A 12,294-nucleotide genomic window follows, 5' to 3' on the forward strand; every position below is an offset into this window, starting at 1 on the left:
TGATGTCCGAGAAGGATCGTGCAGTGATCGTGTACGAGTCGATGTTCGGCAACACCGAACAGATCGCGCGGGCGATCCGTGACGGGTTGCGGGCATATGTGCCGGCCGAGACGGTCCCGGTCAACCAGGCGCCGGACGCCGTGTCTGACGATGTACGTCTGCTCGTCGTCGGGGGACCGACGCACGCGTTCTCGATGAGCCGGCTGTCGACGCGGCAGGAAGCCGGGAAGCAGGCGGACCTGGTGACGCCTGTCGAGGTCGGGATCCGCGAGTGGCTGGCGGTCCTGAAGCCTGGTACCGAGAAGCCATGGGTGGCGACGTTCGACACCCGGGTCAAGGTGCGGCTGCTGCCGGGATCGGCGGCGCGGTCCGCGGCGAAGCTCTTGCGCCGGATGGGCTACCGGTTGAGTGATTCGGCGAGCTTCTTCGTGAGCGACACGACCGGACCGATCCGGGACGACGAGCTCGAGCGGGCGCAGCACTGGGGCGAAGAGCTCGGCCGGAGGGTGACTGGATCCGCAAAGGTTGCCTGACGATCGGGCGACCCATGGCGGCGCGCCGCTCCGGACGGGCTGCAGTACATGACCGGTCGAAGGGAGTTGACCGACGATGATGGATTCGATGGGTGGCGCAATGTACTGGTGGGTGCTGGTGCCGGTGCTGTGGACCCTGCTGATGGGCGGCGCGGTGTGGGCAGCGTTTCGGATCATCGGGCAGCCCCGCCGGCAGCCGCCGCGCCGGCTGCCGTCGCCCCTGGACATCCTCGAGCGCCGGTTCGCCTCCGGCGAGATCACCCACGACGAGTTCGACGAGGCCCGAGCCCGCCTCCGCGAACACGAACTCGACCTCTGACCACTTCAACCAGTACCACCCAGCGCGGCCGGCGATCGCCGGCCGCGCTCGTGCGTTGGTGCCACGCATACCTGCCGCATCGCGAGGACCCGGTCGCGCGGGACGGTACCGACGGACAGGACGTAGACGCCCCGTGGTCCGCGCCGTGGCCGGCCGGCCAGCGTGCGGTGGACGTCAAGGGACGTCTACGTCCTGTCCGTCGGCACTATCTCGGACCTGGCGTATGTCTGCTACCAGGAGCGGATGCGGCGGCCGGTGGTGCGGCGGGGGTCGATGACCATGTAGGTGTCGCGGGTACCGCCGGCCCAGGGCTCGACGCGGTCGTGGACCGACTCGATCTCCAGGTCGGTCGCCGGGCGGACCGTGCCGCTGACCACGACGCTCCAGCCGTCGTGCATGCCCTCGTCGAAGGCGTCCAGCTCGAACACGATCGGTGCCAGGTCGTACTGCGCGACCGCGCTGTCTGCGGCGGTCCGGAACACGATGAGCTCTCCGAGTGTGCAGTAGTTGACCGGGATCACGACCAGCCCGTCGACACCGTCGTAGGCGATCCGCCCGACGGTCCCGGCCTCGATCAGCCGGCGGCACTCTTCCTTGCGCATCGGGTCGAGGGTGGGCGCCACGGGCGCGCGCCGGGGTGGTTTCGGCCGGTCAGCTCTTGTGAGGTCCGTGACGGTGGTGTCGAGGGCGTGGGCCAGACGGACGAGCTCGGCGCCGGTCAGCGCGAACGGGCGGGTTTCGATGTGGTCGACGCGGCCCGTGTCGAGTCCGGTGCGAACGGCCACTTCCTCGAGGGTCAGGCCGAGGGCGCGCCGACGGCCCCGGATCCGCATCCTGAGGCCACTGTTGCGGCCGCTGGTCTCGATGTCCATCGGAGGGTTCCTTCCTGTTCGCTGCTTCCAGGTAATCAGCCGGACGGCGGCGCAGGCAGGGTCCGAAGTCACCGGCGACCGGGCCGGACGGCAGGTCGCGCCCGGCTTGCCCGGGAGTCGCGGCCCGCCGAAGGTCCCGGGCAAGCCGGGACTGTGGTCCCTGGCAAGTAGCGTGGTAGGGGCGGGATGCTGGAGCGGGCCCCGACCGGTGGGCCCGGGGTGCGAAGTGGCTGAAGGAGATGTGATGACGATCAAGGTGTTCCTGCTCGACGACCACGAGGTGGTGCGGCTGGGGCTGCACCAGCTGCTCGACGCGGAGCCGGACATCGAGGTGGTCGGGGATGCATCGACGGCGGCGGAGGCGATCGCCAGGATTCCCGCCGTACGGCCCGACGTCGCGGTGCTGGACGTGCGGCTGCCCGACGGTGACGGGATCAGCGTGTGCCGGGAGGTCCGGTCGTCGATGGAGGAGCCGCCGGCGTGCCTGATGCTGACGTCGTTCTCGGACGACGAGGCGCTGTTCACCGCGATCATGGCCGGCGCGGCCGGGTACTTGCTGAAGCAGATCAACGGTCAGGCGCTGATCGACGCCGTACGGCGTCTCGCGGCCGGGGAGTCGTTGCTCGACCCGAGCATGACCGCCAAGGTCCTGGAGCGCCTGCGGCACCCTGCCGAGGCCGAGGACCCGAGATACGCGTCGCTGACGGAGCAGGAACGGCGCATTCTCGCCGAGATCGCCGAAGGCAAGACCAACCGCCAGATCGCCAATTCCCTCTTCCTGGCAGAGAAGACGGTCAAGAACTACGTCTCGTCCCTGCTCCGCAAGCTCAACCTCGAACGCCGGACCGAAGCCGCCGTCTTCGCCGTCGAACACGAGAAGAAGCAGCAACGCCGCTAGCCTCAAGGCGACTTTGTGCACCGGATCCGTACGGCGAGGGCCGCGCCGTACGGACCCGGTGCACAAAGCCGCGTGTGCACTCAGCCGAGGTCGGGCGTGTGAGGCTCGGGCGTGCGGGCTCGGGCGTGCGGGGCCGGGCGTGCGGGCTCGGGCGTGCGGGGCCGGGCGTGCGGGCTCGGGCGTGCGGGGCCGGGCGTGTGGGCTCGGGCTTGCGGTCTCGGGGCGAGCCGCCCGCGGGCTCGAGCGGTCCGGTTATGCCGGGGTTTCGACGGCGGCCCGGGGGATGACGGCGACGGGGCACGGGGCCTGGTGGAGCATGGTCTGGCTCACGGAGCCCAGGAGCAGGCCGGCGAAACCGCCGCGGCCTCGCGAGCCGATGACCAGTAGCTGTGCGTCGGCGGACCATTCGAGGAGTAGCTCAGAGGGATGGCCGGTCACCTCGACGAGTTCGGCCTCGTGGGCGTGCGGGCGGACCGCGGCGAGCAGGTCGTGGTCGTCGTCCTCGTCGTCGTCCAGGACCGCGACGATGCGCGCCGGCAGTTCGTGGCGGCGGGCGTAGGCGAGCCCGAACTCGACCGCGGCGTCGGCGGGCGGCGAACCGTCGTACCCGATCACGACCCTGCTGCCGGCGAGCGCGTCCTCACCGGGCCGTACGACGACCACCGGGCAGTGTGCGTGCGCCGACAGGTCGATGCCCGCGGAGCTGACGACCAGCCCGAGCAGCCGGCCTGTGACGCGGCTTCCGATCACGATCAGGCCGGCGGCCCGGGACTCCGCGAGGAGTACGGCGGACGGGAAGCCGTCCACCCGGCTCCCGGTCACCGTCACTGCGGGCTCGACTTTCCGGGCCAGCTCGACGGCCTCCGCGACGATGAGGTCGGCCTGGGCACGCAACCCCGGCGCCATGTCGCTCGGGCCGAGCGGGACCCGGAACTCGGCCCACACGAACGCGTGCACCAGGTGCAGCCCGACTCCGCGGGCGGCGGCCTCCGCCGCGCCCCATCGGATCGCGTTCTCGCAGTCGGGACGCCCATCGATGCCTACGACAATCTTCTGCTCGGTCATGCCGGCCTCCTTCGCCAGTGCCAGTTGCGGATCTCGGGCAGGTCCTCGCCGTGCTCGAGGATGTAGTCGTGGTGTCGCGCCCTCTGGTCGACGAGCCACTGACGCACCACCGCGGCACGCTGGCCGAGGCCCGGTACCCGGTCGATCACGTCGAGCGCGAGGTGAAACCGGTCGAGATCGTTGCGGACGACCATGTCGAACGGGGTCGTCGTAGTGCCTTCCTCTTTGTACCCGCGGACGTGCAGGTTGGCGTGTCCGTGCCGCCGGTAGGTGAGCCGGTGAATCAGCCACGGGTAGCCGTGGTACGCGAAGATCACCGGCCTGTCCGTCGTGAACAGCGCGTCGAAGTCGGCGTCGGGCAGCCCGTGCGGATGCTCGCTCCCCGGCTGCAGGCGCATGAGATCGACGACGTTGACCACCCGGACCTTCAGCGATGGCAGGTGCTCGTGCAAGAGGCTGACGGCAGCGAGGGTCTCCAGGGTCGGTACGTCGCCGGCGCACGCCATCACCACGTCAGGTTCGCCGTCGTCGTTGCTCGCGAACTCCCACACCCCGATGCCACGAGCACAGTGCAGCGCGGCGGCTTCCGGGGCGAGCCAGTCGGCCTGTGGCTGTTTCCCGGCCACGATGACGTTGATGTAGCCCTTGCTCCGCAGGCAGTGGTCGGCGGTCGCGAGCAACGTGTTGGTGTCCGGCGGCAGGTACACGCGGACGACCTCTGCCTTCTTGTTCACCACGTGATCGATGAAACCGGGATCCTGGTGGGAGAAGCCGTTGTGGTCCTGCCGCCAGACGTGCGAGGTGAGCAGGTAGTTCAGTGATGCGATGGGTCGGCGCCAGGGGAGTGCGCGGGTGACCTTGAGCCACTTCGCGTGCTGGTTGACCATCGAGTCGACGATGTGCACGAAGGCCTCGTAGCAGGAGAACCAGCCGTGCCGTCCGGTCAGCAGGTAGCCCTCCAGCCAGCCTTGGCAGGTGTGCTCGCTGAGGATCTCCATGACACGGCCGTCCACCGCGAGGTGCTCGTCGGTGGGGAGTACTTCGGCGTTCCAGGCCTTGCCGGTCACGTCGTACAGCGCGTCGAGCCGGTTGGAGGCGGTCTCGTCGGGGCCGAAGACCCGGAAGTTGCGGTGCGCCAGGTTGGCGCGCATGACGTCGCGCAGGTAGTAACCGAGGACCCGGGTCGGCTCGTGCTCGGACTCACCAGGACTCGGTACGGAGACGGCGTACTGCGCGACGTCGGGCAGGTCGAGGTCACGCCGGAGCAGGCCGCCGTTGCTGTGTGGGCTCGAACCCATGCGGCGCTCGGTCGGGGGCACTTGCCGCAGCAATCGCTCCACCGGTCGGCCGTCGGCGTCGAACAGCTCCTCCGGGTGGTAGCTGCGCAGCCAGTCTTCGAGCATCCGTAGATGCTCCGGCGACGTGCGTACGCCGGCCAGCGGCACCTGGTGCGCCCGCCACGTCCCTTCCACCGGTACGCCGTCGACCTCGCGCGGGCCGGTCCAGCCCTTCGGAGTGCGCAGTACGATCATCGGCCACGGCCGGCGGGGCACGTCCTGCTGGGAGCGCGCTTCGGTCTGGATCGCCGCGATGTCGTCGAGGGCCTGGTCGAGGGTGGTCGCGAGCGCCTGGTGGACGTGCTCGGGTTCCCGGCCGTCGACAAGGTACGGCCGGTAGCCGTACCCCTCGAGCAGTCTCGTGAGCTCCTCGTCGCCGATCCTGGCGAGGAGCGCCGGATTGGCGATCTTGTACCCGTTGAGGTGCAGGATCGGCAGCACGGCGCCATCGGTGGCCGGATCGAGGAACTTGTTCGAGTGCCACGACGCCGCGAGCGGACCGGTCTCGGCTTCGCCGTCGCCGATCACGCAAGCGACGACGAGGCCGGGGTTGTCGAGCACCGCGCCGTACGCGTGGCTGAGCGCGTAGCCGAGCTCGCCGCCCTCGTGGATCGAGCCCGGCAGCTCTGGTGCGACGTGGCTCGGGATGCCGCCGGGGAAGGAGAACTGGTGGAACAGGCGGGCCATGCCGGACGCGTCCCGGGACACGTCCGGGTAGACGTCGCTGTAGCTGCCTTCGAGCCAGGTGTTGGCGGCGATGGCAGGTCCGCCGTGGCCGGGGCCGATGACGTACATCATGGTCAGGTCGCGGCGCCGGATCACCCGGTTGAGGTGTGTGTAGAGCATGTTCAGACCGGGCGTCGTACCCCAATGACCGAGCAGGCGCGGCTTGATGTGCTCCGCCCGGAGCGGCTCGGTCAGGAGCGGGTTGCCGAGTAGATAGATCTGGCCGGCGGAGAGGTAGTTGGCCGCGCGCCAGTAGGCGTCGAGATCGGCGACTTCCTCGGCGGACAGGGGCTTGCCGGTGAGTTCGTGCATGGTTTCCAGCGTCGTGGTCGCCGCCGGTGCCGTCCTAGAGGCAAAGGTCCCGGTCGGCCGGAGCCAACGGCACTGGCCGGACGCGCTGCCCTGCGGTGGGCTGGTGGGGTGTCGGAAGGGGCTGCGATGAAGGCGATCGAACACCCGGTATCACCGCCGGACGCAGGGTGGGACGTGCTGGCGTCGGACGGGTCGGTGGTACGGATCCGGCCGGTGCGCGAGGACGACGAGCCGGCGCTCGAGGCGATGAACCAGCGCGTGTCCGACGAGTCGATGTACCTGCGCTTCTTCGGCATCCGCCGGAGTATGGCCGACGAGTACGCGCACCATCTGGCGGCAGATCACGACAATCACGTCGCTGTGGTGGCGGAGTACGGCGACGACGTGGTCGGGATCGCGAGCTACGAGACACTGCGCGCGGGTGAGGCCGAGATGGCGTTCCTGCTGCAGGACTCGGTACACGGCAAGGGGATCGGAACGCTGCTGCTGGAGCAGTTGGCCGCCGTCGCGCGCGAGAACGGCATCGAGCGACTGCGCGCGGACACGCTGGTCGAGAACGCCAAGATGCTCCGGGTGCTGGCCGATTCGGGATTCGAACAGGTCCGCCGCCTCGACAGCGGCGTGGTCGAACTCGTCCTCGACACGGCGTACCACTCGTCGACCCTGGAGAAGATGGCGGATCGCGAGCGAGCGGCGGAGAACCGTTCGCTGCAACGCCTGTTCTCGCCCCGGACGGTCGCGGTGATCGGAGCCGGCAGGCAGCCTGGTGGGATCGGGCACGAGCTCCTGCACAACATCGTCAGGGGTGGCTTCACCGGTGAGGTCTACGCCGTGAATCCGCACGCCGGCCAGGTCGCGGAGGTACCGGCGTACCCGTCCGTCTCGGCTGTGCCGTCCGTGGTGGATCTCGCGGTCATCGCCGTTCCCGCGGAGCAGGTGCTGGATGTCCTGACGGAGTGCGGCAAGGCCGGAGTCGGGGGTGCCGTCGTGCTGACGTCAGGCTTCTCCGAGCTTGGCACTACGGGCCGCGAGCTGCAGCGCGAGCTGCTGGCGATCGCCCGCCGGCACAGCATCCGGTTGATCGGCCCGAACTGCCTCGGCCTGGTGAACACGGCACCGGACGTGCGCCTGAACGCGACGTTCGCCGAGGTCGCCCCGACGCCTGGAGCGCTCGCGATCGCGGCGCAGTCCGGTGCGGTCGGGATCGCGGTGCTGGAGCATGCCGGCCGCACCGGTCTGGGGATCTCCGAGTTCGTATCGCTCGGCAACAAGGTCGATGTCAGCGGCAACGACGTCCTGCTGCACTGGTGGGGCGACGCGCGCACCGCGGTGATCGGCTTGTACCTGGAGTCGTTCGGGAACCCGCGGAAGTTCGGCGGCCTGGCCCGGATGATCGGCCGGACGAAGCCGATCCTGGTCGTGAAGGGTGGCCGTTCGGTCGGCGGGCGCCGGGCCGGGGTCTCGCACACGGCCGCCGCGGCGACTCCCGAGACCGCTGTCGACGCGCTGTTCGCGCAGTCCGGCGTACTGCGGATGGATACCGTCGAGGAACTGGTGGAAACCGCGCGGGTGCTCGCCGTGCCGCCGCTGCCGCGTGGTCGCCGGGTGGCGGTCGTCGGCAACGCGGGCGGGGCTGGGATCCTGGCGGCCGATGCGGCGGGACGGCTCGGTCTCGAGCTGCCGGAGCTGAGCACAGACGTGCAGGAACAGCTCGCTGCGGTTGGCGCGGTGGGTACCGGTAATCCCGTCGACCTCGGCGCGGCGGCGTCGCCGCGGAGCCTGGCACAGGCCCTGCAACTGCTGGTCGGTTGCGGGCAGGTCGACAGCGTCGTCGTGAACTACGCCGCAACGCGGGCCGGTAACGTCGTCGAGATCTATCGCGCGATCGCCGAGGCCGGCGACGCGTCCGGCCTGCCGATCGTCGTGAACTGTGTCGGGGCTCGGCACGCCGCGCCGGAGATCGAACTGGCGGACGGACGGCGGTTGCCGGTGTTCCCGTTCCCGGAGAGTGCGGTCCGGGCATTGGCGCACGCTGTTCGGTACGCCGAGTGGCGTGCGCGGCCGCAGGGCGTCGTACCGGAGCTCGCTCGGGTCGACGCGGCCGGAGCCCGTGGAGTGGTCCAACGGTTCTTCCGGGAGTCGCCCGAGGGCGGGTGGCTGGACCCGACGCGAGTCTCCCAGCTGCTGCGGCGCGCCGGGATCTCCGTGATTCCGGTGGCGACAGCGTTCTCCCGTGCGGAGGCGATCGCGGCGGCGGACTCGGCCGGTTATCCGGTCGCGTTGAAGACCGCCGCGCCGGGAGTACTGCACAAGACCGACATCGGCGGCGTGCGTGTCGGGTTGGTGAACGCGGTCCAGCTCGGTCAGGCATACGAGGAGGTCACGTCGGCGGCCGGGAATCCGCAGGTGCTGGTTCAGGCCATGGCGCCCAGGGGGACCGAGCTGGCGATCGGTGTGGTGCGGGACCGGTTGTTCGGCCCACTGCTGATGGCCGGTAGCGGTGGCGTGCTCACCGACGTACTCGCCGATCGGCAGTGGCGCGGGCTGCCGCTGACTGATCTGGACGCGCTCGACATGCTGCACTCTCTGCGGTGCGCGCCCGTGCTGGCGGGCTACCGCGGCGCGAAAGCAGCTGACGAAGAGGCGGTGCTGAGCACCGTCCATCGGATCGCGTGGTTGGCGAACCTGGTGCCCGAGCTCGCCGAGCTGGACATCAACCCACTGGTGGCCGCGCCGTCCGGCGCCTTCGCTGTCGACGTACGAATGCGCCTCACCCCGGCCGCGCCCGAGCCCGACTGGTACGCCCGCCACCTCCGCAGCGACAGGTCCTGATCAGAGCCGGACGCGTTCGAGGTGGGTCGGTGTGACAGCCGTCCAGTCGAGTTCGTCGCGGATACGGTTTGCCAGTGCTGCGCGGGCGTGGTCCTCGCCGTGGACGACGTACACGGTCTCCGGCGGGCTCGGCGCCGCCGAGAGCCACGTGATCAGCTCGTCGGAGTCGGCGTGGGCCGAGAACTCCGGCTGACCGACGACCTGGGCGCGGACCGGTATGTAGCGGCCGTGGATCTTGACCGAGCGGGCGCCGTCCAACAGGGCGCGGCCGCGCGTGCCGGGGACCTGGAAGCCGGGGAGGATCACTGTGTTGCGCTTGCCTGGCAGGAGCCGCTCCAGGTGGTAGAGGACGCGCCCGCCGGTTGCCATGCCGGATGCCGAGATCACGACGGCCGGCCGGCCGGGATCGCTGATCCGCATGGATTCCTCGACGGAGTGGACCAGTCGCAGGGTGCCGGGGTCGAACGGATCCGGTCCGCCGAGGAGCTCCGGACGGAGCTCTGGCGACTTGTTCGTGACGGCCGCCCGGTAGACGTTCAACGCTGCCAGTGCCATGGGGCTGTTCACGAAGACTGGCAAGTGGGGGATGAGGCCGTCCCGCATCAGGCCGGCGAGCTCGTGCAGCAGGACAGCCGTGCGGTCGATCGCGAACGCCGGCATCAGGGTCACTCCGCCCCTGGCGGCGGTCGTACTGATCAGCCGGCCGAGCTGCGCACGGTCGAGCGGCTGATGCTGACGGTCGCCGTACGTCGCCTCGACCAGGACCGTGTCGACGGCCGGCGGGTCCTCTGGCGGGCGGAGCAGGGGATGGTGTTGCCGGCCGAGATCGCCGCTGACCAGAAGACTCTCGCCGGCGAGCTCGAGTTCCGCGAAGGCCGAGCCGAGGATATGACCGGCGCGGTGCAGCGTCACGGTGGTGCCGTCGAGTTCGACGCGGCCGGTGGCCGGTTGGAAGAGCCGGATCGCCCGTTCGGCGTCCTCGGTGTCGAAGAGCGGTTGCGGGGGATCGTGCCGGGAGTAGTCACCGGCGCGGGCGTGCTGGGCGTCCTCCATCTGCAGGTGCGCGGCGTCGCGGAGCACGATCTCGGCGACGTCCGCCGTACCAGGGGTACAGATCACCGGGCCGCGAAAGCCTTGCCGCACGAGGCTGGGCAGGTAGCCGCAGTGGTCGAGGTGCGCATGGGTGAGGACGACGGCGTCCAGCGACGCCGGGTCGACCGGGAACGAATCCCAGTTGCGGCGGCGCCACCGGGCCTCGCCTTGGAACATTCCACAATCGAGCAGGATCCGCTGTTGGCCGCGCTCCACCAGGAACTTGCTGCCGGTCACCGTTCCGGCTGCGCCAAGGAAGGTGAGAGCGCTCATGAGGCGTCTTCGTAGGTCCGCTCGAACCGGAGGGCGACCCGGCTGAGGGCACGCAGCACCGCGATCGTCTCCGCGACCTTCAGGTGGGACTCGGTCGGATGGACGGTGCGGAACAGGTCGTTGCGCAGGTCCTCGAGACCATCGAGCAAGTGCGCCATCTCGTCGACGACGATGACGTCGTACGGCCGCTGGGCGTTGAGCAGCGGGAGGATGTGGCCGCGGAAGGCGGCCAGGGTGTGCTGGGCCTCGGCCAGCCGGCGCTCTTCGAGGAACCAGCTGTCGGTCAAACTGGCCTCGGAGATGTTCGCGAGCTCGGCCTCCCACCGGTCGATCTCCTGACGCAAAGTGCTCATGACGACTCCTTCCACGGGTCTCTCTTCAGGTTCGCCCGTGGCAGGCGTACGCCGCTGCAGGCAAGAGTCCCCACCTGCCGGGTCCTTCGGCCGCACCTCTCGAGCAGCGGGGAAGTTGTATGCCGCAACAAAGACCAGAAGCCGTGGCCTCGGGGGAGGCCACGGCTCCGGTGGTGGATGGTGCTGCGAAGATCACTGCAGCCACGGGTAGCGCTTCACGATCGACAGCCGGGACCACTGCTGACCGAAGCCCCAGGTCTTGCCTGCGGCCACGAGCGCCAGGGCGATGAGGGTGATGGCGCCGAGGATGTGGTCGTCGATGACCGGGTTGTTCTCCGGGGGCAGGGCGGCCGTCCACATCATCAGGTAGAGCAGCGCACCGGACACGGCCGCGATCCGCATCCCGATGCCCAGGGTGAGGGCGAGGCCGATGCCGGCCAGGCCGACCATGAACAGCGGGGTGACCCAGAAGTCGCCGACCAGGGACTGGTAGAAGTCCGCGAACGGGCCGCTGGTGCCCTTACCGAGGAATCCGGCCGTCGGGTCGCCGCCGTCGATCCAGCCCTTGCCGGACGGGGTTGCGTAGCCCAGGCCGAAGACCTTGTCGACGAAGGCCCAGAGGAAGGTGAGGCCGAACGCGATCCGCAGTACGGCCAGAACCCGGCCCGCGGCGGTTCCGATCTGTGGCGGCGTCGCGGCGGGGGTGTCGACAGTGTGAGTGGGCCGGCGGCCGAGGAGTGTCATGGTCTTGTCCTTTGGCGGTCTTTGGTTGATGCCTCAATCGTGTCGCTGGCACACAGGAGGCGGCAGAGTCGACAGGCCCTGGCCCCGGAGCCCAGAAGTCCCCACCTGCCAGGACCCATGTCACGGCGAGCGGGTGCGCGTCCGTCTCTGCGCCACGATCAGGTGACGTCCAGGCCACGGGTCGCGAAGCGCTCGCGGACGGCCGCGGTCTGCTGGGGCGTCGGGAGCGGACGGTCGGCCAGGGGGAAGGGAAGGCCGAGAGCCTCGTACTTCGCTGCGGCCAGCGCGTGGAACGGCAGGACGTCGACGCGTTCGACGTTCCCTAGGGCGGCGACGAAGTCGGCCAAGGGCTCGATGTTGTCCGCGGCGTCGTTGAGACCGGGGACGAGCACGAACCGGATCCAGACGCGGCGCTCGAGCCCGGCCAGGCGGCGGGCGAACCTGAGGGTGGGCGTCACGTCACCGCCGCCGGTGACCTGGGCGTAGGTCGCCGGGGCGAAGGACTTGATGTCGAGCAGCACGAGATCGGTGTCGAGCAGGAGCTCGTCGGTGGCGCGGGTGCCGAGTGCTCCCGAGGTGTCCAGGGCGGTGGAGATACCCTCCTCGGCGCAGGCGCGGAAGACCGCCGCGGTGAACTTCGGCTGGAGCAACGGCTCTCCACCGGAGACGGTGATCCCGCCGCCGGTACGGTCGAAGAGCGGACGGTAGCGCCGGACCTTCCGCAGTACGTCGTCGACCGACGTCAGGGCGCCGTCAGGTTCGGACCAGGTGTCGGGGTTCTGGCAGTACAGGCAACGCAGCGGGCAGCCGGCCAGGAAGAGGACGAGCCGCGCGCCGGGGCCGTCGACGGCGGTGGACAGGTCCCACGAGTGCACCATCCCCGTGACGGGCCGGCGCCGGTCGTCTCCAGCCGCCGTTCGTGCCGTGTCGAGCCGCAT

The 12,294-nt window shown here is 69.9% G+C and carries 11 protein-coding genes; 4 read left to right on the plus strand and 7 right to left on the minus strand.

Annotation, left to right across the window (positions count from 1 at the left end):
* Positions 1 to 2: 2 nt before the first annotated feature.
* Both BJY22_RS24560 and BJY22_RS24565 read left to right on the plus strand, forming a co-directional pair.
* The gene (locus BJY22_RS24560; RefSeq protein ID WP_167210585.1) at positions 3 to 533 is read left to right on the plus strand and encodes a flavodoxin family protein; all 531 of its coding nucleotides are present in this window, start codon (positions 3 to 5) and stop codon (positions 531 to 533) included.
* Between the two features lie 88 nt (positions 534 to 621).
* Complete coding sequence (locus BJY22_RS24565) at positions 622 to 852, plus strand: SHOCT domain-containing protein (protein WP_202891245.1); 231 nt, start codon at positions 622 to 624, stop codon at positions 850 to 852.
* A 230-nt stretch (positions 853 to 1,082) separates the two neighbouring features.
* Here BJY22_RS24565 and BJY22_RS24570 read toward each other — a convergent pair whose 3' ends face one another.
* Positions 1,083 to 1,724: a helix-turn-helix domain-containing protein gene (locus BJY22_RS24570; protein ID WP_167210590.1), complete on the minus strand. Its 642-nt coding sequence runs from the start codon at positions 1,722 to 1,724 to the stop codon at positions 1,083 to 1,085.
* Between the two features lie 244 nt (positions 1,725 to 1,968).
* On the opposite strand from BJY22_RS24570, the gene BJY22_RS24575 reads away from it, so the two are divergent.
* Positions 1,969 to 2,622 carry a response regulator gene (locus BJY22_RS24575; RefSeq protein ID WP_167210594.1) on the plus strand — a complete coding sequence of 218 codons (654 nt, stop codon included), beginning with the start codon at positions 1,969 to 1,971 and terminating at the stop codon, positions 2,620 to 2,622.
* 252 nt (positions 2,623 to 2,874) lie between these two features.
* Here the strand turns inward: BJY22_RS24575 and BJY22_RS24580 are convergent, their stop codons facing one another.
* Both BJY22_RS24580 and BJY22_RS24585 read right to left on the minus strand, forming a co-directional pair.
* On the minus strand, positions 2,875 to 3,687 hold the full coding sequence (locus tag BJY22_RS24580; RefSeq protein ID WP_167210596.1) for a universal stress protein: 813 nt from the start codon (positions 3,685 to 3,687) through the stop codon (positions 2,875 to 2,877).
* A complete protein-coding gene (locus tag BJY22_RS24585; protein WP_167210599.1) occupies positions 3,684 to 6,062 on the minus strand; it encodes a phosphoketolase family protein in 2,379 nt (792 codons plus the stop codon). The genes BJY22_RS24580 and BJY22_RS24585 overlap by 4 nt, the downstream gene beginning before the upstream one ends.
* Before the next feature lie 126 nt (positions 6,063 to 6,188).
* Here BJY22_RS24585 and BJY22_RS24590 point away from each other — a divergent pair, with 126 nt between their 5' ends.
* On the plus strand, positions 6,189 to 8,894 hold the full coding sequence (locus BJY22_RS24590; RefSeq protein WP_167210602.1) for a bifunctional acetate--CoA ligase family protein/GNAT family N-acetyltransferase: 2,706 nt from the start codon (positions 6,189 to 6,191) through the stop codon (positions 8,892 to 8,894).
* Here BJY22_RS24590 and BJY22_RS24595 read toward each other — a convergent pair whose 3' ends face one another.
* The 4 genes from BJY22_RS24595 to pflA all read right to left on the minus strand — a co-directional run bounded on the left by BJY22_RS24595 (position 8,895) and on the right by pflA (position 12,294).
* The gene (locus tag BJY22_RS24595; RefSeq protein ID WP_167210606.1) at positions 8,895 to 10,259 is read right to left on the minus strand and encodes an MBL fold metallo-hydrolase RNA specificity domain-containing protein; all 1,365 of its coding nucleotides are present in this window, start codon (positions 10,257 to 10,259) and stop codon (positions 8,895 to 8,897) included.
* A complete protein-coding gene (locus BJY22_RS24600; RefSeq protein ID WP_167210609.1) occupies positions 10,256 to 10,612 on the minus strand; it encodes a hypothetical protein in 357 nt (118 codons plus the stop codon). The genes BJY22_RS24595 and BJY22_RS24600 overlap by 4 nt, the downstream gene beginning before the upstream one ends.
* A 192-nt stretch (positions 10,613 to 10,804) precedes the next feature.
* Positions 10,805 to 11,356 carry a hypothetical protein gene (locus BJY22_RS24605; RefSeq protein WP_167210612.1) on the minus strand — a complete coding sequence of 184 codons (552 nt, stop codon included), beginning with the start codon at positions 11,354 to 11,356 and terminating at the stop codon, positions 10,805 to 10,807.
* Positions 11,357 to 11,514: 158 nt separating this feature from the next.
* Entirely contained in the window at positions 11,515 to 12,294 is a 780-nt protein-coding gene (gene pflA, locus BJY22_RS24610) for a pyruvate formate-lyase-activating protein (RefSeq protein ID WP_167210615.1), read from the minus strand.

The organism is Kribbella shirazensis (assembly GCF_011761605.1).
In the GTDB taxonomy this organism is placed as follows: Bacteria; Actinomycetota; Actinomycetes; order Propionibacteriales; family Kribbellaceae; genus Kribbella; species Kribbella shirazensis.

Coding starts and splice junctions, on each gene's coding strand:
- BJY22_RS24560 (WP_167210585.1), top strand. CDS start 3: ATGTCCGAGAAGGATCGTGCAGTGATCGTGTACGAGTCGATGTTCGGC.
- BJY22_RS24565 (WP_202891245.1), top strand. CDS start 622: ATGGGTGGCGCAATGTACTGGTGGGTGCTGGTGCCGGTGCTGTGGACC.
- BJY22_RS24570 (WP_167210590.1), bottom strand. CDS start 1,724: ATGGACATCGAGACCAGCGGCCGCAACAGTGGCCTCAGGATGCGGATC.
- BJY22_RS24575 (WP_167210594.1), top strand. CDS start 1,969: ATGACGATCAAGGTGTTCCTGCTCGACGACCACGAGGTGGTGCGGCTG.
- BJY22_RS24580 (WP_167210596.1), bottom strand. CDS start 3,687: ATGACCGAGCAGAAGATTGTCGTAGGCATCGATGGGCGTCCCGACTGC.
- BJY22_RS24585 (WP_167210599.1), bottom strand. CDS start 6,062: ATGCACGAACTCACCGGCAAGCCCCTGTCCGCCGAGGAAGTCGCCGAT.
- BJY22_RS24590 (WP_167210602.1), top strand. CDS start 6,189: ATGAAGGCGATCGAACACCCGGTATCACCGCCGGACGCAGGGTGGGAC.
- BJY22_RS24595 (WP_167210606.1), bottom strand. CDS start 10,259: ATGAGCGCTCTCACCTTCCTTGGCGCAGCCGGAACGGTGACCGGCAGC.
- BJY22_RS24600 (WP_167210609.1), bottom strand. CDS start 10,612: ATGAGCACTTTGCGTCAGGAGATCGACCGGTGGGAGGCCGAGCTCGCG.
- BJY22_RS24605 (WP_167210612.1), bottom strand. CDS start 11,356: ATGACACTCCTCGGCCGCCGGCCCACTCACACTGTCGACACCCCCGCC.
- pflA (WP_167210615.1), bottom strand. CDS start 12,294: ATGCGGCTCGACACGGCACGAACGGCGGCTGGAGACGACCGGCGCCGG.